This is a genomic window from Pseudomonas syringae (assembly GCF_002157375.1).
Classification (GTDB): domain Bacteria; phylum Pseudomonadota; class Gammaproteobacteria; order Pseudomonadales; family Pseudomonadaceae; genus Aquipseudomonas; species Aquipseudomonas syringae_T.
Map to the genome: position 1 here is coordinate 13,479 of NZ_MTSA01000018.1, position 21,263 is coordinate 34,741.

Sequence of the window (21,263 nt, forward strand, 5' to 3'; positions counted from 1 at the left end):
CAGGTTCAATGCTTTTATGTCAGCGGTCGTTCACCGGGTCGATTTTCTCACGACCGAACTGCGGGCCTGATCGAGTATTGATCCCCTTGGCCATGCGGTCGTAGAGCACGACGTTGACGGTGGCCGCCAGATTCATGCAGCCCTCGGTAGGGATGTACACCACGTCTTCGCACCAGTCGCGGATTTCCTGATCCAGCGAACCGTCTTCCGGGCCGAAGATGTACAACGCACGATCAGGGTGCGTGTACTCGGGCAGGGCGCGGGCACCGTCTACCAACTCGACGGCAACCGGAATACAGCCCAGCGGCAGAATGCTTTTGAGGTCTTCGATGCCAATCAGCGGAATGTCCTGATGGATTTTCTTGGTGTCGGTGATGAAGTCCCGGGCGCGTTCATAGCGCTTACCGGTATAGAACACCGACGCCACGCCGTAGCAGCCTGCGGCACGCATCACTGAACCGACGTTTTCCGGGGACTTTGGGTTGTAAAGACCGATGCAGGCGTACCGTTTGTTGGCCACGGGGAGGGTGCTCTGGAGAAAACCGGGGATTATACGGCAGCGTCAGAGCAATGCCATTTGCAATTGCGCCGCTCAGAACCACATGCGTAAACCCACGACCAGCCGCGCTTCGGCAACGTCTTCACCGTCTTCGCGGGCGTAATCGGCAGTTTTGCCGTAGGACCGATCCCAGGTCACGCCCACATAGGGAGCGAATTGCGGGGTGATTTCATAGCGCAGACGAAGGCCGAACTCACTGGTCGACAGGCCTGAGCCGATGCCGCGTTGCGGGTCGTTCTTGCCGTAGGCATTCAGTTCGGCAGTGGGTTGAAGAATCAGGTTATTGGTCAGCAGCAGGTCGTAGTCGGCTTCCAGGCGTGCGGACGTCTGTCCTGCTTCACCGATAAATGCCGTGGCTTCGACATCGAGGTCTGGAATCGCCTGCCCCTGCAGGCCGAAGGCTGCCCAGGTCTGTGGGGCGCCGGGCTTGAAGTCCTGACGCGCACCGACGACCACGTCCCACGACGGGCTGACGGCATGCCCCCATAACGCCTGGATTTCTGCCTCTTCAGTTCTGCCGTTGGTTCGCTCGCCTTCGGAGCGCAGCAGCAAACGGTCGATATCGCCGCCGATCCAGCCGGACAGGTCCCAGGCCAGCGCGCTACCGTCGTTTGCGTTCTGCCATTCCAGCTTGTCGGCCAGAAAATAGCTGTTGATGGCGCTGTCGTGGACTTGATGCCCGCTGTGGCTGGTGTACACCGCAGCCCGGTCCGCATCGGTAATGGGAGGGATCGGCGTTCGGCTCTGCGCCGGAGCGTCGTTGTGGTCTGCAGCGTTCATCGGCATCGAGTGGCTGCCGTGATCCATGCCGTCCATGCCGGCAGCCAGCGTCGGCGCCCAAGGTGTCATGGCCAGGCCCGCAGTCAGCAGCAGACTTGGCAGGCGAGGCAAATTGCGCGATTCATTCAACCGTAACGTCCTCATTCTTCCACCCGCACTTCGCGGAACATGCCCATTTCCATGTGGTACAGCATGTGGCAGTGATACGCCCAACGACCCAGGGCATCGGCGGTGACGCGATAACTGCGGCGTGATCCGGGCGGCATGTCGATGGTGTGTTTGCGCACCATGAACTGGCCATGCTCGTCTTCGAGATCGCTCCACATGCCATGCAGATGGATCGGGTGGGTCATCATGGTGTCGTTGACCAGCACGATGCGAACCCGTTCGCCGTAGGTGAGCGTGATGGGCTCTGCGTCGGAGAACTTCACACCGTTGAACGACCAGGCGAATTTTTCCATGTGCCCGGTCAGGTGCAGTTCGAGGGTACGGCTCGGCTCGCGGCCATCCGGGTCTTCGAAAGTGCTGCGCAGATCCGCGTAGGTCAGGACTTTGCGGCCGTTGTCCCTGAGACCGATCCCCGGATCATCGAGTTTCGGCGAGGTGCTCATGGCCTGCATGTCGACCAGCGGATTATGGTTTTCGCTATCCGGGTGCGACTGAATGGCGGGTGTTGCCTGCATCGGCATGCTGCTGTGGTCCATGCCCGGCATCGGGTCATGGCGCATGTTGCTGTGGTCCATCCCCGCCATCCCCATGTCATCCATGCTCAGCAGCGGGCGCGGATCAAGAGGCGGGACGGCGGCCTGCAAGCCCGGTTTGCTGGTCAGCGTGCCACGGGCGTAGCCGGTGCGGTCCATTGACTGGGCGAACAGCGTGTAAGCGCCTTCAGCCGGTTCAACGATAACGTCGAAGGTTTCTGCCACCGCGATGCGCAACTCATCGACAACAACCGGTTTGACGTGCAGACCGTCGCTGGCCACCACCGTCATTTTCAGGCCGGGAATACGTACATCGAAATAAGTCATCGATGAGCCGTTGATAAGCCGCAGGCGAATGCGTTCGTCGGGTTTGAACAGCCCGGTCCAGTTCATGTCCGGTGCCTGGCCGTTCATCAGGTAGGTGTAGGTCGCGCCGCTGACGTCTGCCAGGTCGGTCGGATCCATGCCCATCTGCGCCCACATCTTGCGGTCGGACGTGGTCGCGCTCCAGCCTTTCTCGCTGACATCGTTGATGAAATCACTGACAGTGCGCTTGTTAGTGTTGTAGTAGTCCGATTGCTTCTTGAGCGTTTGCATCACATGGGCCGGGTCTTCATCGGTCCAGTCACTGAGCATGACCACATGCTCGCGCTCGTAGGTGAAAGGCTCCGGCTCTCTGGCATCGATCACCAGCGGCCCATAGACCCCCGATTGTTCCTGGAAGCCGGAGTGGCTGTGATACCAGTACGTGCCGTGCTGTCTGACCTTGAAGCGGTAGACGTACAGGCCGTCCGGCGCGATGCCTTCGAAACTCAGCCCCGGAACACCGTCCATGTTGGCGGGCAGGATGATGCCGTGCCAGTGAATGGAGGTGGTTTCGTCAAGACGGTTTTTTACCCGCAGGGTGACGGTGTCGCCTTCACGCCAGCGCAGCAGAGGGCCTGGAATGCCGCCGTTGATGGTCAGCGCGGTTCTGGCGTTGCCGGTGATGTTGACCCGGGTTTCGCCGATGGTCAGGTCGAACTCGGTGCCGGACAGCCCGTCAGGCTGCCCCGGATTCGGCATCGCCCATGCCGGACTGCGCCAAAGCCCCAGCCCGCCGAGGATGCCGCTGGCGGCAAGCCCTTTTACAAAGGTTCGTCTTGTGGTTCGGGTGGGCATCTGGGGTATCCGTCAGGCTGTTCATTGCAGGCCCGCCAGCAGGCGGCGTGGGCGGGGAGATTCCGTCAAGGGAAGGGCAGCGGGTGATTGGGGCGTGCCGGGTGTTTTGCGTGGGAGAGGCTGGGCCGGAGCAGTCACAACATATCGGCGTCCGAACCCTTGCCTTCGCTGACAAGTCAGCTCCCACTTCGACGTGCGTTCAGCCATTGCTGCTCATCACGAGGTGCGTTCAGCCTTGACTCATTCATTCCTGTGCATCACGAGGTGCATCTAGCCTCTCGTTACTCGTCCTTTTTCATAAGCCCCGCCAGTGCGGCGAACGGGTTGTGGGTGGCCTTGGCGGTCTTCGGCGTGCTCAGCGAGCCGTCGGCGAAGTATTGCTGGTCGGTGTAACGCGAGTGCTCGTTGTCGTGGCAATACAGGCACAACAGCTCCCAGTTGGAGCCGTCCTGCGGGTTGTTGTCGTGATTGTGGTCGCGGTGATGCACGGTCAGTTCGCTGAGGCGCTTGCCGGCAAACTCGCGGGCGCAACGACCGCAGACGTGCGGGTACATGCGCAACGCCTTGTCGCGGTAACCCATTTCTCGGTCGCGCTGGGCGTCGGCCAGGATGCGGTCCAGCTTGGCGGTATGGGAAGGAGGGTTGGCCGTGCTCATGGTGTCACCTGTACGTGTGCGCATTAAAAGCGGAATAGGGCGAGTTTAGCGCCAGATGGGCAAACTCACACCTGCTGCGACAGTAATTGGCCGTCGACCATGCGCAAGCGCTTGGACAACGAGATGGCCAGGGCGCGAATGATCTTGGCGGCGATCTTCGGCGCATCGTCGAGCATCTTGTCCAGCGAGTCGCGTCCCAGGTTCAATAACTGGCAACTGGTCGCCGCGATGCAACTGGCCGAGCGACGCTCGCCATCCAGCACCGCCATTTCGCCAAATGCCCGGCCACGCCGCAAGACCGCGATTTCCACCTGCTGACCGTCACCGGCAAGCTTCTGCACGGACACGGTGCCCTGGTGGATGATGCACATGAACGTCCCTGCATCGCCCTCGGCAAAGATGGCTTCGCCTTTTTCGATATCGGTGATGCTGAAATACCCGGCCACGTTGAAGAAATCGCCGGGCAGCAGGGTGTCAAACAGGCCGCAATCGAGCAGCATGTCGCGTATCGCGTTGTTCAGGTTGGACAGTGGTTCTGACATGTTCGGTCTTGTAATCCTGACGAAGGGGCAACTCCGCTGCCCCCGATCCTAGTAAGACAGGTGTTTCACACCAAGTTCATTCGGCGATCTGCAATACCTTGAAGATAAACGCGTACTCCAGTGCCACGTCGCGCAAGCCCTGATAGCGACCGCTCATGCCGCCGTGTCCGGCACCCAGCTCGGTCTTGAGCAGCAGCAGGTTGTCATCGGTCTTGCGGTCGCGCAGCCGGGCGACCCATTTGGCAGCTTCCCAGTACTGCACGCGGCTGTCGTTGTAACCGGCGATGACCAGCATGGCCGGGTAAGCCTGAGCGCTGACATTCTCATAAGGCGCATAGGCCTTGATGCGCGCGTAGACGTCCGGTTCTTGAGGGTTGCCCCATTCATCGTATTCAGTGACGGTCAGTGGCAGATCCGGGTCGAGCATGGTGTTCAACACATCCACGAACGGCACCTCGGCAATCGCCGCCTTGAACAGCTCGGGGCGTTGATTGAGGACCGCACCGATCAGCAGGCCACCGGCGCTGCCGCCGCTGATCACCAGTTGCTCGGCGCTGGTCAGGCCTTGTGCGATGAGATGTTCGGCGCAAGCAATGAAGTCGCCGAAGGTATTTTGCTTGTGTTCCTGCTTGCCGTTGCGATACCAGGCTTCGCCCAGTTCGCCGCCGCCACGCACGTGTGCGATGGCGAACGCCACGCCCCGGTCCAGCAGGCTCAGGCGCGCGTGGGAAAACCACGGGTCCAGGCTTTCGCCATAAGCGCCGTAGCCATACAGGTACAGCGGAGTCGACTTGCCAGCCAGTTCGCGTTTGACCACCAGGCTGATCGGCACCTGAGTACCGTCGCTGGCTGTGGCCCACAAACGCTGGCTGACGTAGGCATCGGCGTCAAAAGTACCCAGCACCGGGGTTTCCTTGAGCACCACTTGCTCGCCGGTCGCCAAGGTCAGCTGACGCACTTGCGCCGGACGGTTCAGCGACTGATAACGCAGGCGAACCCTGTCGCTGTCGAATTCCAGCGTGTCTTGCACATACAGGCTGTAGGCGGCGTCCGGCAATTGCACGCGATAGGCCGGCAGATCCTGAGGGCGGACTTCGATCACCGGCAGGCCGCCTTCGCGCAGGCTCAGGCTGATACCTTTGGCGTTGAGGCTGACGCCTTCGAGCATCACCTGGTCGTCATGCGCCACCAGTGTCTGCCAGTCATCCCGCACCGGCACGCTGCCAGCCTGCTCTGGCGCATGGTAAAGCGCGAAGTTGATGCCGCTCTGATTGCTGCGGATGAACCAGCTCCAGACGCCATTGAGCAGGCCGTGATCAGGGTAGTACTCGTGCCCTTCGACGCGCGGCGCCAGGCAGGTGAAGTCCTGCTCGGGATGATCGGCATCCAGCACCCAGGCTTCGCTGGTGGTCTTGCTGTTGAGCAGGATGACCAGTTGGCGCTCGGAACTGGTGCGGAAGCAATGCAGAAAGAAACGGCCGTCCGGCTCGTCGAACACCAGGTTTGCCGAAGCGTCGCCCAATGCATAACGATGCAGCTTGCCCGGACGGTGAGTGTCGTCCAGCTCACCGAAAAACAGCGTTTGGCTGTCGTTGGCCCAGGTCATGCTGCCGTCGCTGTTTTCAAACGGCAGGCTGCTGACCTGGCCAGTGCTCAGTTCCTTGACGAACAGTTGATAGATTTCATCGCCACTGGTGTCCAGGCTGTAAGCCAGACGCTTATGGTCCGGGCTGATGCTGAACGCGCCCAGCGAAAAGAAGCCGCCATCGGCCATCGCATTCGGGTCCAGCAGCAGCTCTTCGCGGCTTTCATCCACGGTGTTGGCGTCGTCAGCCGGGCGCGGGCAGCGATAGTGCCGGGCATATTCATCGCCTTCGGTGGTGCGCGTGTAATACAGGTACGGCCCCCAAGGGGAGGGCAGCGAAAGATCGGTTTCCAGAATACGGCTCTTGATCTCCTTAAAAAGGTGTTCGCGCAGTGGGGCCTGGTCCGCCAGTTGTTGTTCCTGCCAGGCGTTCTCGGCCTTGAGGTAGTCGAGCACTTCGTCGGTGTCGCGATTCTGTAGCCAGGCGTAGGGATCGGAGCCATCGGCCTGGCGAGCGATCGGGGCGCTGGAGGTTGCATTCGAAAAGGACATGCTGGGCTCTCTGTTAAGGCATCAATCATGGAAATATCGGTACACGCTGAACCGATTACTGAAGCGAGGCAAGCCGCGTCAGGCAAAAGCCGTTATCATAAGCGCCTCTTTACCTGCCTTACCACGGACGTCATGACCGAAAACGACTATCTGATCGCCTGGAGCGTCTACGCCTTCGCCGCGTTGGGTTGCCTGCTGGTATGGTTCCTGGCGACCCGCTGGATGTGGCGGTACCTCAAGGAACCCTTGCTGGTGGCCGTCGCGGTGCTGCTGTTTACGCCGACCATGGTCGACCCTGCCAAGGACGCGATGGCGCCGGCCATTGCCATCACCGCGCTGGACCTGATGTTCAAGGTCGGCAGCAATGTCTGGGCTGCGGTGTCGGATCTGGCCATGTATGGCATGTTCGCGCTGTGTGCGTACCTGCTGTTTGTGCTGATCCGCTGGCCGATCGAGCGTAGCCGTAAGGCGCGTCAGCCGCAGCCGGTTGCCCAGCCCGTCGAAACAGACCCCGCTGACGAACCGTTTGCCGAAGACGATTCGTTCGCGCGCAGAACCGCTGCACCCCTTCCTCCGGCCAGAGGCACGCGGGTAGAACCGCGGTTGTAGATCCCGCTTCGCTGGCAGCGCCGTTGTGTGCGGCGCATGACCCGCCGCAAACGTCTTGAAGCGAGAACCTGAGCATGTGTGAACTACTGGGCATGAGTGCCAATGTCCCGACCGATATCGTTTTCAGCTTCACCGGGCTGATGCAGCGCGGCGGCCGCACTGGCCCGCATCGCGATGGCTGGGGCATTGCCTTCTATGAAGGCCGTGGCCTGCGCCTGTTTCAGGACCCGGCCGCCAGCAGCGAGTCGGAAGTCGCGCAACTGGTGCAGCGTTACCCCATCAAGAGCGAAGTCGTGATTGGCCATATTCGTCAGGCCAACGTCGGCAAGGTCTGCCTGTCCAACACTCATCCTTTCGTACGCGAACTCTGGGGCCGCAACTGGTGCTTTGCGCACAATGGCCAGTTGGCTGACTTCACACCGGGCGTCACGTTCTACCGGCCGGTGGGCGATACCGACAGCGAAGCGGCCTTCTGTGATTTGCTCAATCGTGTCCGCGAAGCGTTCCCGGAGCCGGTCGAGATCGAAGAGTTGCTGCCTTCGCTGATCCAGGCCTGCACTGAATACCGTAGTAAAGGCGTGTTCAATTGCCTGTTGAGTGACGGTGACTGGCTGTTCTGCTTTTGCAGTACCAAGCTGGCACATATCACCCGTCGCGCACCGTTCGGTCCCGCCCGGCTGAAGGACGTCGATGTGATCGTCGATTTCCAGGCCGAGACCACGCCGCACGACGTGGTGACGGTCATCGCCACCGAACCGTTGACCGAGAACGAAAACTGGAACCGCTACGAGCCGGGCCAGTGGAGCCTTTGGCGCAAGGGCGAGTGCGTCGTACAGGGATCGGTCGCTACCGATCAGCCATAAGACGCCTGTTCACCTGAACACTGGATAGAAAAGAAGAGGGATATTGATGCTGCGAAGTTATCTGCGATTGGTCCTGTTCACGGTGGGCCTGCTGTTCGGGGTACAGATTCCCGGTTTTATCAGTGACTACAGCAAGCGTGTCGAGGCGCATCTGATCGAAGCGCAACAGGCCGTTAAAGGCTACAACGCCACGGCGCAGCAGTTCTTCAAGGGCGATATACAGGCGCTGATTCAGCACTACCGCAACAGCGAAGACCCTGTTTTCCGAACCGATGCGGACAACATCGATACGTTGATGACCCGAACTCACATCCTTGAGCGTCAATGGCTCGGGCTTCAGGGCGCCTGGTATTCCAGGGCCATCTTTGTCGCGACATCTGCCGATCCGGATATTCGTCGCGAAACCTTCAACGGCTATACGTGGCAAGTACTGCTGGCACCTGAAGTGATCGCTTGGGGCATCATTACCGCGTTGCTGCTGGCACTGGTGATCGAGAGCGTCGTGTTGTTGCTCGGCTGGGTGGTCAGTGGCGGACGGCGCAAGCCGCAACTTTCAAGGGACCGGCACTGACGGCTGGCACACGCACGTGCCAGGCTCTGTAAGTCAGGCTTTGTAACTAAAGTGGCTGCGCTCAGTGATGTTTGATTACAAACAGGCTTGAGCGCGAGCCCGATCTGAACGGCGTGTACAGGACTCCAATCCCCTCACTTCGCCAGGTGACGCATGCCTTCTTCCAGCCCGCGCAAGGTCAGCGGGTACATCTGGCCTTCGATCAGGTCGCGCACGATATGCGTGGACGTGGTGTATTCCCAGGCATCCTTGGGGTAGGGATTGATCCAGATGATCTTCTTGAACTTGGCCATGAAGCGTTGCATCCACACATAGCCTGCTTCTTCGTTCCAGTGTTCGACACTGCCGCCGGGCTGCGTGATTTCATAGGGCGCCATCGAGGCGTCGCCGATGAAGATCACTTTGTAGTCCGCGCCATACTTGTGCAGCAGGTCCTGGGTGGACGTGCGTTCAGAACCCCGGCGCAGGTTGTTCTTCCACACGGATTCGTAGATGAAGTTATGGAAGTAGAAATACTCCATGTGCTTGAACTCGGTCTTGCAGGCCGAAAACAACTCCTCGCACACTTTGACGTGCGCATCCATCGAACCGCCGATGTCGAACAGCAGCAACAATTTAATGGTGTTGCGTCGCTCGGGGCGCATTTGAATGTTCAGCAGGCCTGCATCACGCGCGGTGTGGTCGATGGTGCCATCGATATCCAGTTCGTCTGCTGCACCCTGACGGGCGAACTTGCGCAGGCGTCGCAACGCGACCTTGATGTTGCGTGTGCCCAGCTCAACCTGATCGTCCAGGTTCTTGTACTCGCGCTGATCCCAGACCTTGACCGCCTTGCCCTTGCGTTCCCCGGCGTCGCCGACACGAATGCCTTCCGGGTTGTAACCGCCCGAACCGAACGGGCTGGTGCCGCCGGTGCCGATCCACTTGTTGCCACCGGCGTGGCGTTCCTTCTGCTCCTCCAGGCGCTTCTTGAACTCATCGATAAGCTTGTCTAGGCCGCCCAGCGACTGGATTTGCGCGCGCTCTTCGTCGCTCAGCGAGCGCTCGAACTCCTTGCGCAGCCAGTCTTCAGGAATAAGTGCCTGCAAGTGATCATCGAGCTTTTCCAGGCCGTTGAAGTACGCACCGAAGGCCCGGTCGAATTTGTCGAAATGGCGCTCGTCCTTGACCAGAATCGTGCGCGCCAAAAAGTAGAACTCATCGATATCGGCAAAGATGACCCGCTGTTTCAGGGCGTTGATCAGGTCCAGCAGTTCACGCAGAGACACCGGCACCTTGGCCGCGCGCATTTCGTTGAACAGGTTGAGCAGCATGGCTGTCGCCCTTTTTCGTGGCGGGGTGGATAAAGACGATCAACGATTGCCGCGACGGCTCATGAAGGCCAGCCGTTCCAGCAGATGCACGTCTTGCTCGTTCTTGACCAGTGCCCCGGCCAGCGGCGGGATCGCCTTGGTCGGGTCGCGCTCACGCAATACAGCCTCACCAATGTTGTCGGCCATCAGCAGCTTCAGCCAGTCCACCAATTCGGAGGTCGAGGGTTTTTTCTTCAGCCCCGGCACTTTGCGTACGTCGAAGAACACGTCCAGCGCCTCGCTGACCAGGTCTTTCTTGATGTCGGGGTAATGCACGTCGACGATGCGTTGCAGGGTGGCGCGGTCCGGGAAGGCGATGTAATGGAAGAAGCAACGGCGCAGAAACGCATCCGGCAGCTCTTTTTCGTTATTGGAGGTAATGATGATGATCGGTCGCTGTTTGGCTTTGATCGTTTCATCGGTCTCGTAAACGTAGAACTCCATCTTGTCGAGTTCCTGCAACAGGTCGTTGGGGAACTCGATATCGGCTTTGTCGATTTCGTCGATCAGCAAAATCACGCGCTCTTCCGACTCGAAGGCTTCCCACAGCTTGCCTTTCTTCAGGTAGTTGCGCACGTCGTGAACCTTGTCGACGCCCAGTTGCGAGTCGCGCAGACGGCTGACGGCATCGTATTCGTACAAGCCCTGATGCGCCTTGGTGGTGGATTTGATATGCCAGGTGATCAGCCGCGCACCGAACGATTCGGCCAATTGTTCGGCCAGCATGGTCTTGCCGGTGCCGGGCTCACCTTTTACCAGCAGCGGACGCTCCAGCGTGATTGCTGCGTTGACTGCCAGCTTCAGATCGTCAGTGGCAACGTATGCCGGGGTGCCTTCGAACTTCATGGATCAATCCTTTTCGCGTGGGTGCGCATCGCCTGTCGGCACGCACGCCGTCATGTGGGCAAGCAATGCCCGGACTATAACGCGGCTGCCCGACGGCTGTGAACGCAGACGCCTCATTCAGTTCTTGAATGGGGCGTCACGCCGTGACCGGGTCAAAACGGTAACGTTGTTTTGTGAGCTTGCCTGAAAAACTAAGACCCCTTGCTGCTCTCATACCGCGCGTTGAAGGCCTGCACGAACGCATTGCGCAGAATCTGCAAAAAAGCCTGAAAGCCGCTGATGTCCTGCTGATGAACGCTGCCACTGAGGTCGACACGGGTGGCGAACTGGTTCTCGCGCTGGTTTTTCAGCACGGTTTCACTGGTGCCCACCAAGGCTTCCCAGACCGAGCGGAAAATGCCTTTGTCCTTGTTTTCGACATCCTGATGCCAGTTGAAGACATCGACATTGCGCAGCAACGGTTTGATATAGCCGCTTAGCTGGCCTTTGTTGGCCTGCGCCTCGATCACGAGATCGCCATCGCCGGCGTTGAAGTCGAACTTGCCATAGGCCGATGAAAAGTCGTTGAGCTTCTTGAGCTGGATGCCCGTGGCTCGCAGGCGGAAGTCGAAATCTTCAAAGTTGCTGAACGGGTCGAATCTGGCCGTGCTTTCCAGATTGGCATGCCCCAGCAGGCGCGCCTTGCCCTTGAACTCGGCATCGCGGTTGCCTTCTACATCCACCACGTTGGTCAGGTTATAGAAGCTGGCATTGACCTGGTCTGCATCGATGGTGACTTTTGGTGTTGAATTGAAGTTGTTGAAGGTGATGCGTCCGTTGTTGATCCGCACCTCGTTGAGGGTGATCGGCAACAGTTTGTTCAATTGAGTTCGCCAGTCGGTGCCCTGACCGGTCTGGGACGCCTGCTTGTTGTTGCCACCGTCAACAAAGTTGATTTGCGGATCAGTGAACAATGCTTCTGCCACCACCGCGTGGTCGTTCCAGAGTGAATTCCAACTGACCGCCAGTTCGATCATCGGTGCATCGACGAAAGGTACCGGCACCTTGCCGTCGGTCTTGACGATTTTCAGCCCTTTGATGCGATAGGCACCGCGCCACAGCGCCAGATCCACATCGGTGATCTGGCCTCGATAGTCACCCATGTCGGCGAGCTTGTCGTTGAGATAGTCGCGTACCAGATACGGCAGGGCGATATTGATTGCGATCAGCAAGACGACCAGAGCGGCCAGCGTCCATAGCGGCCAGCTGTAGCGACGTTTCATGACATGCGTCTCCTGTTTCAATGAAAGGATTGACTGCGTGCGCCGTCATCCGTTCGGTCGGACTGGACGCCCAAAGGTTGGCGGCATAGGCTTTGGGTCTTTAACCGATGTGTACAAGGACACCATCATGAGTCGTATCTACGCAGATAACGCCCATTCCATCGGCAATACGCCACTGGTGCAGATCAACCGTCTTGCGCCACGCGGTGTCACGATTCTGGCCAAGATAGAAGGGCGTAATCCAGGCTATTCCGTCAAATGCCGTATCGGTGCCAACATGATCTGGGACGCCGAAAGCAGCGGCAGGCTCAAGCCCGGCATGACCATTGTCGAGCCCACTTCCGGCAACACAGGGATCGGTCTGGCGTTCGTTGCCGCCGCCCGTGGCTACAAGCTGATGCTCGCCATGCCGGCCTCCATGAGTATAGAGCGTCGCAAGGTGCTTAAGGCGCTCGGCGCTGAACTGGTGCTGACCGAACCCGCGAAAGGGATGAAAGGTGCCATCGCCAAAGCCGAAGAGCTGCTGGCCAGCGACCCGGAAACCTATTTCATGCCTGCGCAGTTCGAGAACCCGGCCAATCCGGCTATCCATGAGAAGACCACCGGTCCCGAAATATGGGCCGACACTGACGGGACAATCGATGTGCTGGTGGCCGGTGTCGGCACCGGTGGCACCATCACCGGTATTTCCCGGTACATCAAACACACGGCGGGCAAGCCGATCCTTTCGGTTGCGGTCGAGCCGGACAGTTCACCGATCATTACCCAGGCAATGGCGGGTGAAGAGATCACGCCCAGCCCACACAAGATTCAGGGGATTGGTGCCGGCTTCATTCCGAAAAACCTCGACCTGTCGATCGTGGACCGGGTTGAGCGCGTGACTGACGAAGAGTCCAAGGCCATGGCCCGGCGCCTGATGCAAGAGGAGGGGATTCTCTGTGGCATCTCTTGCGGCGCGGCGATGGCAGCGGCCGTCCGTCTGGCGGAAAAGCCGGAAATGCAGGGCAAGACCCTTGTCGTGATCCTGCCGGACTCCGGCGAGCGTTACTTGTCGAGCATGTTGTTCAGCGACCTGTTCACCGATCAGGAGCTGTCGCAGTAACACATCTTCGCATGTGTACACTTCATGCGGGCAACGCAAGGGTTTATGATGGCCAGCTTGCCAGACGCCGGGATATTTCTGCCTCCCCGGCGTCTGCGGTCCTTCATTCAATATCATGCATCACTGCTGCCTGCGTGACGTTCGGCGCTATTCGCCCGCTTCAAGGAGAGCTTCATGACCTTTTCATTTGTTGCCAAGGCATCGATCCTGATGCTGTTCCTCGGCAGCACGCTGTATGTTCACCTGCGTGGGCGCGCCCGGCTGCCGCTGTTACGGCAGTTCGTCAATCATTCGGCGTTGTTTGCGCCTTATAACGCATTGATGTACCTGTTTTCCCGCGTACCGTCCGAGCCGTATCTGGACCGCAGCAAGTTTCCGGAACTGGACATCCTCAAGGACAACTGGGAAACCATTCGCGACGAAGCCATGCACTTGTTTGACGAGGGTTACATCCGCGCGGCCGAGAAGAACAACGACGCCGGTTTCGGTTCATTCTTCAAGAAGGGCTGGAAGCGTTTCTACCTGAAATGGTACGACAAGGCACTGCCGTCTGCCGAAGCGCTGTGCCCGAAGACCGTTGCACTGGTCAACAGCATTCCCAACGTCAAAGGCGCGATGTTTGCGCTGTTGCCGGGTGACAGTCACCTGAACCCGCACCGCGACCCGTTTGCCGGCTCGCTGCGTTATCACCTTGGCTTGTCCACGCCCAATTCCGATGCCTGCCGGATCTTTGTCGATGGCAAGGAGTACGCCTGGCGTGACGGGCAGGACGTCATGTTCGATGAGACCTACGTACACTGGGTCAAGAATGAAACCACCCAGACCCGGGTGATTCTGTTCTGTGACATCGAACGCCCGCTGACCAACCGTTTCATGACCCGCATCAATCGCAGCGTCAGTGCGTTTCTGGGACGTGCGACAGCACCTCAGAACCTGGACGATGAGCGTGTCGGAGGGATCAACCAGGCGTATGCGTTCAGCAAGCGTTTCAGCGACAGCTTCAGTGGCAAGGTCAAGCAGTTCAAGCGCGCGAATCCCAAGGCGTATCGCGTCCTGCGGCCGGTGCTGGCGGTTGTCGTGCTGACGTTGCTGGGTTATTGGCTGTTTGGCTAATCCGCTGCTTTATCCGGTTGTTTGCGATCACTGCAAACAACCGTTATTCCTTTTCTAGTCCAGATTCACATGCCGACTCAGCAACGCTCGCAGTGCCGCAGGCTTCACCGGCTTGGGCAGATAATCGAGCCCGGCGGCATGCACCTGAGCGATCAGCTCCGGTCGCCCGTCGGCGCTGATGAGTACGCCCGGCACTGGCTGCCCCAGACGGGTTCGTAACCAGGCCATCAGTTCAGTGCCGGTTTCACCCTCATCCAGATGGTAATCCACCAGCGCAATCTGTGGCCGTATGCCGTTATTCAACAGCACCTCGCACTCCTGGCGATTACGCGCTGTCCAGACCTGGCAGCCCCAGCGCGACAGCAGGCTGTTCATGCCGATCAGGATGCTGTCTTCGTTGTCGACGCACAACACTTGCGTACCGTTCAGCGCAGGCCGGGCGATTTCTGCCTGAGTGGCAGGCATGGGGGCTTGAGGGGCAGCCAAGTGTACCCGGACGCTGAACACACTGCCTTTGCCGGTCCATGAGCGCACCTGCAATGGGTGTTCAAGAATGCGACACAAGCCGTCCGCAATCGCCAGCCCCAACCCCAATCCCTTGGCTGCGTGGGTCTTGTGGCTGTCGAGGCGCTTGAATTCTTCGAATATCACGCTGCGCTTGTCTTCGGGAATGCCTGGCCCGCGGTCCCAGACTTCAAGACTCAGGCTGTCCCCGTAACGCCTGACACCCAGCAGAATCGGGCCTTTGGCGTAGCGAAACGCATTGGTCAGGAAGTTCTGCAGCACTCGACGCAGCAGCTTGATATCACTGTCGACGCGCAGCGAGCTGCCTCTGACGCGGAACTTCAAACCCTGCTCTTGAGCCAGCGCCTTGAACTCGGCGCCCAGGGTGTCGAATAGCGCATTGAGCGGAAACGGCTGGCGATCCGGGGTGATCTTGCCGTTTTCAAGGCGGGAAATGTCCAGCAGATCGCTGATCAGGTCCTCGGCAGAACGCAGCGAACTGTCCAGGTGCTGGACCAGTTGCTGGGCGTCTTTGGAGAGACCGTCCTGTTGATGGGACAGCGCTGCGGAAAACAGTCGCGCAGCATTCAGCGGCTGCATCAGGTCATGGCTGACGGCGGCGAGGAAGCGGGTTTTTGATTCGTTGGCGGCTTCGGCAGTGCCCTTGGCGTCGGTCAGCGCCTGATTGAGTTGCGACAGCTCGTGGGTGCGGGCGGCCACGCGCTGTTCAAGGCTCTCATTGACGCCTTTGAGCGCCTGCTCCGCCGCACGGAACGCGGTAATGTCAGTGAAACTCATGACAAAGCCGCCGCCCGGCATCGGGTTGCCGATCAGCTCGATCACCTGGCCATTGGGAAACAGTCGCTCCGAGGTGTGAGCGCGGCCCTGGCGCATCCAGTGCAGGCGTCTCGCGACGTGGACTTCGGCCTCGCCTGGCCCGCACAGCCCGCGTTCGGCGTTGTAGCGAATGATGTCGGCAATCGGCCTGCCGACACCGATCAGGCCTTCCGGGTAATTGAACAGTTCCAGGTAGCGACGATTCCAGGCCACCAGCCTCAAGGACTGATCAACCACACTGATGCCCTGGGTGATGTTCTCGATGGCGCCTTGCAGCAGCGCCCGGTTGAACTGCAACACCTCGGAGGCTTCGTCAGCGATGCGGACCACGTCTTCCAGCTGCATCTCGCGGCCTTCGATAGCCGCCTTGACCACGGCGCGGGTCGAAGAGGTGCCCAGCACGCCGGCCAGCAGTCGTTCGGTGTGTGCGATCCATTCGCCGTCGGCGTTCTGACTGGGGTTGAAGCTTTTGCCTTGCCGGTGGGCAAAGCGGATGAAGCTCTGACGTGCCCGGTCCTCACCGACAAAACGCGCTGACAGACTGAGCAGGTCTTCGATCTGAACCGCCAGCAGCGGGCGGCTGTAGTCACGTCCCTGTGTTTCCTGGCCGATGAAGCGGCCTGCTTGCCAGTGCTCGGCCACCCGCGTGCGGGACAACATCGACACCCAGGCGAACAGCGTGCAATTGCCTGCCATCGACAGCACAACGCCTTGCGTCATGGGCGAGATGGGCAGGTCCAGCGGGTTGCTGTGCAGCCAGTCCAGCAGCGGAAAATTGCTCAGTGGCCAGCCCATGCCGTGTGCTGCAACGGGCAGCACCAGGGTGTAGAACCAGATGAAGATGCCCGCTGCCAGACCCGCGAAGACGCCACGACGGTTGGCCTGCTTCCAGTACAACGCGCCGAACATGGCTGGCGCCAACTGGGTGATCGCGGCGAACGCGATCTGGCCGATGGTCGCCAGGCTGGCCGTCGACCCCAGCATCCGATAGCTGACATAGGCCAGCAGCAGAATCATCACGATGCTGATGCGTCGCACCGACAGCATCCAGTGGCGAAACGCTTCGAACGGTCGCTCGGTGTTTTTGCGTCGCAGCAGCCAGGGCAACAGCATGTCGTTGGAAATCATGGTCGACAGCGCCACGCAGGCGACGATGACCATACCGGTCGCTGCCGACGCGCCACCGATGAAGGCCAGCAGCGCGAGCGAGGGATGAGCATGCGCCAATGGCAGGCTGATCACGAACGAGTCGGGCAGCATGGAGGCCGGCAGCAGCATCTGCCCGGCCAGCGCAATCGGCACCACAAACAGAGCGGCCAGCGCCAGATACGCCGGGAACACCCATTTGGCGAGGTTGAGGTCCTGAGGCTCGATGTTTTCCACCACGGTCACGTGAAACTGCCGTGGCAGGCAGACAATCGCCATCATCGCCACGCCGGTCTGCACGAACATCGACGGCCAGTTGATCGTGTCCTGCCAGTATTCCTCAAGGCGCGGAGCCAGCTTGGCCTGATTGAACAGGTCATCGAAGCCGTCATACAGGCCGAACGTCACGAACACGCCCACGGCCATGAACGCGAACAGCTTGACCAGCGCTTCAAAAGCAATCGCCAGCACCATGCCGCGGTGGTGTTCGGTGACATCCAGATTGCGCGCGCCGAAGACGATAGTGAACAGCGCCAGAATCAGCGAGACCACCAGTGCCGTGTCCTGAGCACGAGTGCCGGTCGAGTCCGCCACCGCGCCGATCAGGATATTCACGCCCAGCACGATGCCTTTCAGTTGCAGCGCAATGTACGGCAGCATGCCGATCAGGCAGATCAGCGCCACCATCACCGCCAGTGACTGGGATTTGCCATAGCGCGCCGCGATAAAGTCGGCAATGGACGTGATGTTTTCCTGCTTGCTGATCAGTACCATCTTCTGCAGCACCCAGGGCGCCAGCACCATCAGCACAATCGGCCCCAGGTAAATCGGCAGGAACGACCATAACTGCTCGGCGGCCTGACCCACCGCACCGAAAAACGTCCAGCTGGTGCAGTAGACCGCCAGCGACAGGCTGTACACCCAGGCGCGCATGGTCGGGCGCAGCGAGGCGCTGTACCGGTCGCCATAGAAAGCGATGGCAAACATGATGGCCATATAGGACAAGGCAACGGCCGCAATCAGCCCGCTGGACAGCGACATATCGAATTCCACACCGTATCAATAGCGCGCAGTCTCGCACGATGGCCGCACTTCGTCTGTGTCGACCAAGGTCGAGCGTGGCAGGCTGTCGCAGCCTGTTTGCAAAGACCCAAGAGATGAAGAATAAGCCCCTGACGGTTTGTAAAAAGAAATGCCCTATCGACATTCGATGGACTTACGTCTTCAATGTGCCTGGGATCGGCCATTGCGCCAGTTTTCCCCAGCCTCTCAGGACCACGGACGATGAGCCAACAGTCACAATTCAGCTTGCTCGGGAAACGCCGTTTCCTGCCATTTTTCATCACGCAGTCCCTCGGGGCGTTCAATGACAATATCTTCAAGCAGTCATTGATTCTCGCCATCCTTTATAAGCTGAGCATCGACGGGGATCGTTCGATCTACGTCAATTTGTGCGCTTTGCTGTTTATTCTGCCGTTCTTTCTGTTTTCGGCGCTGGCCGGGCAGTTCGGCGAGAAATACCCCAAGGACAAGCTGATCCGGATCATCAAGTTCGGAGAGATCGTCATCATGGCGGTCGGCGCTGCAGGTTTTCTGTTCGACCACCTGGAGCTGATGCTGGCGGCGCTGTTTGCAATGGGCACGCACTCTGCGCTGTTCGGGCCGGTCAAGTATTCGATTCTGCCGCAGCACCTGCGCGAGAGCGAATTGGTGGGCGGTAACGCACTGGTCGAGATGGGAACCTTTCTGGCGATTCTGGCCGGCACGATCAGCGCCGGGGTGATGATGTCTTCCTCGCATTACGGCTGGATCGTATCGGCTGCGATCGTGCTGGTGGCGTGTCTTGGCTTCCTTGCCAGCTTCGGTATCCCGAGTGCCACCGCGGCCTCGCCGGAAATGAAGCTCAACTGGAACATCTTCACCCAGTCCTGGGCGACCCTGCGGATGGGCCTTAAGCAGACGCCTGCGGTCTCGCGTTCGATTGTCGGCAACTCATGGTTCTGGTTTGTCGGCGCGATCTACCTGACGCAGATCCCGGCCTACGCCAAAGAGTGGATGTACGGGGACGAAACGGTCGTCACACTGATCCTGACGGTGTTTTCCATCGGCATCGCGCTGGGTTCACTGCTCTGCGAGCGATTGTCCGGGCACAAGGTCGAGATCGGTCTGGTGCCGTTCGGCTCGATGGGCCTGACGATTTTCGGTTTGTTGTTGTGGTGGCACTCGGGCGGTTTTCCGCAAAATGTACAGGCCAACGACTGGCTGGCGGTGCTTTCCTACGGGCAAGGCTGGCTGGTGCTGTTCGACATTCTGGGCATCGGCGTGTTCGGCGGCTTTTACATCGTGCCGCTGTACGCACTGATCCAGTCCCGAACCCCGGTCAAGGAGCGCTCACGAGTCATCGCGGCCAACAACATTCTCAACGCGCTGTTCATGGTGATCTCGGCGATTGTTTCCATCCTGTTGCTGAGTTTCGCCAAGCTGTCGATTCCGCAACTGTTCCTCGCGGTGTCGCTGATGAACATTGCCGTCAACATCTACATCTTCAAGATCGTCCCCGAGTTCACCATGCGCTTCATGATCTGGCTGCTCGGCCATTCCATGTACCGCGTCGAACACCGGAACCTTAACCGGATTCCCGATGAAGGCGCGGCCTTGCTGGTCTGCAATCATGTGTCGTTTGTCGATGCGCTGCTGATTGCCGGTGCGGTGCGCCGACCGATCCGGTTTGTCATGTATTACAAGATCTACCAGCTGCCGGTGCTGAACTTCATCTTCCGCACCGCTGGAACCATCCCGATTGCCGGGCGCAACGAAGACATGGCCATCTACGAGCAATCGTTCAAGCGCATCGCTCAATACCTTGCCGAGGGCGAACTGGTGTGCATCTTCCCGGAAGGCAAGCTGACCACCGATGGCGAAATCAACGGCTTCAAAAGTGGCATGAGCCGTATCATCCAGGAAACCCCGGTACCGGTGATCCCGATGGCGCTGCAAGGATTGTGGGGCAGCTTCTTCAGCCGTGATCCCGGCAAAACCCTGTTCCGCCGCCTGTGGTCCCGCGTGGTACTGATCGCCGGCTCGCCGATTCCTCCTGATGTGGCAACACCCGTGGACGTCCGTGAAGAGGTGAAGGCACTGAGAGGGGCGGTGCAATAAGAGGGCCGCGCGGCACAATGTCATGCCTGGTCTTCAACCACTGCCATAGAGCGCTCTTCGAACACGACGGCACTGACGACGCAGAGTGCGACGTCAGTGACGGCTGAGCCCTGACGCTGATCCGGGGGTAACTCGGCAAGGATGCCGAGTTAGCCGCACCGGGCCAAGGATGGCCCGTTGCGGCGACCCCCGGATCAGTGGCAGGGCGAAGGAACCCGACGAAGTCGGGCCGGAAACGGAGCCAGGGGCTTTGCCTACTTTGGCCCCATCAAAGTAGGTCGCCGAGGGGCGAAAAGGTGCCTTGAGCCGTAAACATATCCAACTGACATCACAGAACCGCTGTGTGACGCAGAGCGTCACGTCCTGCGTGAGCATGCCGCCCAAGAAGTACTGCACGTGCATCAGCGATCAAACTTGCGTTCTTCCTCCTCCGGCATCTTCCTGAAATACGTCGACAGCAATGCCCCGGAAATATTGTGCCAGACACTGAACAGCGCACTGGGCACCGCCGCCAGCGGCGAAAAGTGAGCACTGGCCAGCGCGGCACCCAGCCCGGAGTTCTGCATACCCACTTCCAGTGCCAGCGACTTGCGTTGCGGCAATGGCAGCTTGAAGACCTTGCCGGTGAAATAACCCAGCAGAAAACCGAACGAGTTGTGCAGGATCACCACCGCCATGATCAACAGGCCCGACTCGGCGATTTTCGCCTGACTGGCCGCGACAACCGCGCAAACGATCATCACGATGCTCACCACCGAAACCAGCGGCAACACGTCCACGGCGTAGCGGACCCGCGCCCCCAGCACGCGCTGTGCAACCACGCCGAGCACGATCGGCAGCATGACCAGTTGCAGGATCGACCAGAACATATCCAGAAAGGACACCGGCAGCCAGGCAGACGCCAGCAGCCAGATCAAGGTCGGGGTCAGCAGCGGGGCGAGCAGGGTGGTGACTGCGGCAATCGCCACGGCCAGTGCCAGATCGCCCTTGGCCAGCCAGGCCATGACATTGGATGACGTGCCGCTCGGGCAGCAACCGACCAGAATCACACCGACCGCGATCTCTGGCGGAAGCTGAAACACCTGGCACAGCAACCACGCCATGCCGGGCATGATCACAAAATGCGCGACCACACCTAACGCCACGCGCCAAGGGTTGCGCGCAACCTCAGAGAAGTCTTCCAGCTTCAGCGTCAGGCCCATGCCGAACATGACCAGCCCCAGCAGTGGCACGATCCAGCTTTTCAGACCGATAAAGGCCTGCGGGAACAAAAACGCCAGGATGGCGAACAGCAGCACCCAGTAAGCAAAGGTATTACCGACAAACCGACTCAAGGCTGCCAACGCACGCATGGCCCGTTCCT

General features: G+C 59.6%; 17 protein-coding genes. 6 read left to right on the forward strand and 11 right to left on the reverse strand.

Annotated features, from left to right (window positions below; all coding sequences use genetic code 11):
• Window positions 1–19: 19 nt before the first annotated feature.
• The 6 genes from BW686_RS21015 to BW686_RS21040 all read right to left on the reverse strand — a co-directional run bounded on the left by BW686_RS21015 (window position 20) and on the right by BW686_RS21040 (window position 6,536).
• Window positions 20–520 carry an RNA methyltransferase gene (locus BW686_RS21015; protein ID WP_084919415.1) on the reverse strand — a complete coding sequence of 167 codons (501 nt, stop codon included), beginning with the start codon at window positions 518–520 and terminating at the stop codon, window positions 20–22.
• 72 nt (window positions 521–592) lie between these two features.
• Window positions 593–1,468 (reverse strand): copper resistance protein B, encoded by an 876-nt coding sequence (locus tag BW686_RS21020; protein ID WP_179149343.1) that lies wholly within the window; start codon window positions 1,466–1,468, stop codon window positions 593–595.
• An 11-nt stretch (window positions 1,469–1,479) separates the two neighbouring features.
• Window positions 1,480–3,201, reverse strand: coding sequence for a copper resistance system multicopper oxidase (locus BW686_RS21025; protein ID WP_084919416.1), 1,722 nt, complete (start codon window positions 3,199–3,201; stop codon window positions 1,480–1,482).
• A gap of 281 nt (window positions 3,202–3,482) precedes the next feature.
• On the reverse strand, window positions 3,483–3,857 hold the full coding sequence (locus BW686_RS21030) for a YajD family HNH nuclease (protein WP_002552611.1): 375 nt from the start codon (window positions 3,855–3,857) through the stop codon (window positions 3,483–3,485).
• Window positions 3,858–3,922: 65 nt separating this feature from the next.
• Window positions 3,923–4,399 carry a cyclic nucleotide-binding domain-containing protein gene (locus BW686_RS21035; protein WP_084919417.1) on the reverse strand — a complete coding sequence of 159 codons (477 nt, stop codon included), beginning with the start codon at window positions 4,397–4,399 and terminating at the stop codon, window positions 3,923–3,925.
• A 76-nt stretch (window positions 4,400–4,475) separates the two neighbouring features.
• Window positions 4,476–6,536 carry a S9 family peptidase gene (locus BW686_RS21040; RefSeq protein WP_084919418.1) on the reverse strand — a complete coding sequence of 687 codons (2,061 nt, stop codon included), beginning with the start codon at window positions 6,534–6,536 and terminating at the stop codon, window positions 4,476–4,478.
• A 132-nt stretch (window positions 6,537–6,668) separates the two neighbouring features.
• Between BW686_RS21040 and BW686_RS21045 the strand changes: the two genes are divergently transcribed.
• The 3 genes from BW686_RS21045 to BW686_RS21055 all read left to right on the forward strand — a co-directional run bounded on the left by BW686_RS21045 (window position 6,669) and on the right by BW686_RS21055 (window position 8,579).
• Window positions 6,669–7,145: an MFS transporter gene (locus tag BW686_RS21045; protein WP_084919498.1), complete on the forward strand. Its 477-nt coding sequence runs from the start codon at window positions 6,669–6,671 to the stop codon at window positions 7,143–7,145.
• Window positions 7,146–7,219: 74 nt separating this feature from the next.
• Window positions 7,220–8,008: a class II glutamine amidotransferase gene (locus tag BW686_RS21050; protein WP_084919419.1), complete on the forward strand. Its 789-nt coding sequence runs from the start codon at window positions 7,220–7,222 to the stop codon at window positions 8,006–8,008.
• A 46-nt stretch (window positions 8,009–8,054) separates the two neighbouring features.
• Complete coding sequence (locus tag BW686_RS21055) at window positions 8,055–8,579, forward strand: DUF2937 family protein (RefSeq protein WP_084919420.1); 525 nt, start codon at window positions 8,055–8,057, stop codon at window positions 8,577–8,579.
• A 134-nt stretch (window positions 8,580–8,713) separates the two neighbouring features.
• Here the strand turns inward: BW686_RS21055 and BW686_RS21060 are convergent, their stop codons facing one another.
• The 3 genes from BW686_RS21060 to BW686_RS21070 form a co-directional block, all read right to left on the reverse strand.
• Window positions 8,714–9,892: a vWA domain-containing protein gene (locus BW686_RS21060; protein WP_084919421.1), complete on the reverse strand. Its 1,179-nt coding sequence runs from the start codon at window positions 9,890–9,892 to the stop codon at window positions 8,714–8,716.
• 39 nt (window positions 9,893–9,931) lie between these two features.
• Complete coding sequence (locus BW686_RS21065; protein ID WP_084919422.1) at window positions 9,932–10,777, reverse strand: AAA family ATPase; 846 nt, start codon at window positions 10,775–10,777, stop codon at window positions 9,932–9,934.
• A gap of 191 nt (window positions 10,778–10,968) precedes the next feature.
• The gene (locus BW686_RS21070; protein ID WP_084919423.1) at window positions 10,969–12,039 is read right to left on the reverse strand and encodes a DUF748 domain-containing protein; all 1,071 of its coding nucleotides are present in this window, start codon (window positions 12,037–12,039) and stop codon (window positions 10,969–10,971) included.
• A 127-nt stretch (window positions 12,040–12,166) separates the two neighbouring features.
• Here BW686_RS21070 and cysK point away from each other — a divergent pair, with 127 nt between their 5' ends.
• The gene (gene cysK, locus BW686_RS21075; RefSeq protein WP_084919424.1) at window positions 12,167–13,141 is read left to right on the forward strand and encodes a cysteine synthase A; all 975 of its coding nucleotides are present in this window, start codon (window positions 12,167–12,169) and stop codon (window positions 13,139–13,141) included.
• 174 nt (window positions 13,142–13,315) lie between these two features.
• Window positions 13,316–14,254 (forward strand): aspartyl/asparaginyl beta-hydroxylase domain-containing protein, encoded by a 939-nt coding sequence (locus BW686_RS21080; RefSeq protein WP_084919425.1) that lies wholly within the window; start codon window positions 13,316–13,318, stop codon window positions 14,252–14,254.
• A 54-nt stretch (window positions 14,255–14,308) separates the two neighbouring features.
• On the opposite strand, the gene BW686_RS21085 is transcribed toward BW686_RS21080, so the two are convergent.
• Window positions 14,309–17,782: a hybrid sensor histidine kinase/response regulator gene (locus tag BW686_RS21085; protein WP_084919426.1), complete on the reverse strand. Its 3,474-nt coding sequence runs from the start codon at window positions 17,780–17,782 to the stop codon at window positions 14,309–14,311.
• A 243-nt stretch (window positions 17,783–18,025) separates the two neighbouring features.
• Between BW686_RS21085 and BW686_RS21090 the strand changes: the two genes are divergently transcribed.
• On the forward strand, window positions 18,026–19,900 hold the full coding sequence (locus BW686_RS21090; RefSeq protein WP_084919427.1) for an MFS transporter: 1,875 nt from the start codon (window positions 18,026–18,028) through the stop codon (window positions 19,898–19,900).
• Between the two features lie 401 nt (window positions 19,901–20,301).
• On the opposite strand, the gene BW686_RS21100 is transcribed toward BW686_RS21090, so the two are convergent.
• Window positions 20,302–21,252, reverse strand: a complete 951-nt coding sequence (locus BW686_RS21100; RefSeq protein ID WP_084919428.1) for a bile acid:sodium symporter family protein — start codon at window positions 21,250–21,252, stop codon at window positions 20,302–20,304.
• Window positions 21,253–21,263: the final 11 nt, after the last annotated feature.

Excerpts from the sequence above, each read along its gene's own strand:
- BW686_RS21045 (WP_084919498.1), top strand. The coding sequence starts at position 6,669 with ATGACCGAAAACGACTATCTGATCGCCTGGAGCGTCTACGCCTTCGCC.
- BW686_RS21055 (WP_084919420.1), top strand. The coding sequence starts at position 8,055 with ATGCTGCGAAGTTATCTGCGATTGGTCCTGTTCACGGTGGGCCTGCTG.
- BW686_RS21050 (WP_084919419.1), top strand. The coding sequence starts at position 7,220 with ATGTGTGAACTACTGGGCATGAGTGCCAATGTCCCGACCGATATCGTT.
- BW686_RS21070 (WP_084919423.1), bottom strand. The coding sequence starts at position 12,039 with ATGAAACGTCGCTACAGCTGGCCGCTATGGACGCTGGCCGCTCTGGTC.
- BW686_RS21090 (WP_084919427.1), top strand. The coding sequence starts at position 18,026 with ATGAGCCAACAGTCACAATTCAGCTTGCTCGGGAAACGCCGTTTCCTG.
- BW686_RS21065 (WP_084919422.1), bottom strand. The coding sequence starts at position 10,777 with ATGAAGTTCGAAGGCACCCCGGCATACGTTGCCACTGACGATCTGAAG.
- BW686_RS21025 (WP_084919416.1), bottom strand. The coding sequence starts at position 3,201 with ATGCCCACCCGAACCACAAGACGAACCTTTGTAAAAGGGCTTGCCGCC.
- BW686_RS21030 (WP_002552611.1), bottom strand. The coding sequence starts at position 3,857 with ATGAGCACGGCCAACCCTCCTTCCCATACCGCCAAGCTGGACCGCATC.
- BW686_RS21080 (WP_084919425.1), top strand. The coding sequence starts at position 13,316 with ATGACCTTTTCATTTGTTGCCAAGGCATCGATCCTGATGCTGTTCCTC.
- BW686_RS21040 (WP_084919418.1), bottom strand. The coding sequence starts at position 6,536 with ATGTCCTTTTCGAATGCAACCTCCAGCGCCCCGATCGCTCGCCAGGCC.
- BW686_RS21035 (WP_084919417.1), bottom strand. The coding sequence starts at position 4,399 with ATGTCAGAACCACTGTCCAACCTGAACAACGCGATACGCGACATGCTG.
- BW686_RS21060 (WP_084919421.1), bottom strand. The coding sequence starts at position 9,892 with ATGCTGCTCAACCTGTTCAACGAAATGCGCGCGGCCAAGGTGCCGGTG.
- cysK (WP_084919424.1), top strand. The coding sequence starts at position 12,167 with ATGAGTCGTATCTACGCAGATAACGCCCATTCCATCGGCAATACGCCA.
- BW686_RS21100 (WP_084919428.1), bottom strand. The coding sequence starts at position 21,252 with ATGCGTGCGTTGGCAGCCTTGAGTCGGTTTGTCGGTAATACCTTTGCT.
- BW686_RS21085 (WP_084919426.1), bottom strand. The coding sequence starts at position 17,782 with ATGTCGCTGTCCAGCGGGCTGATTGCGGCCGTTGCCTTGTCCTATATG.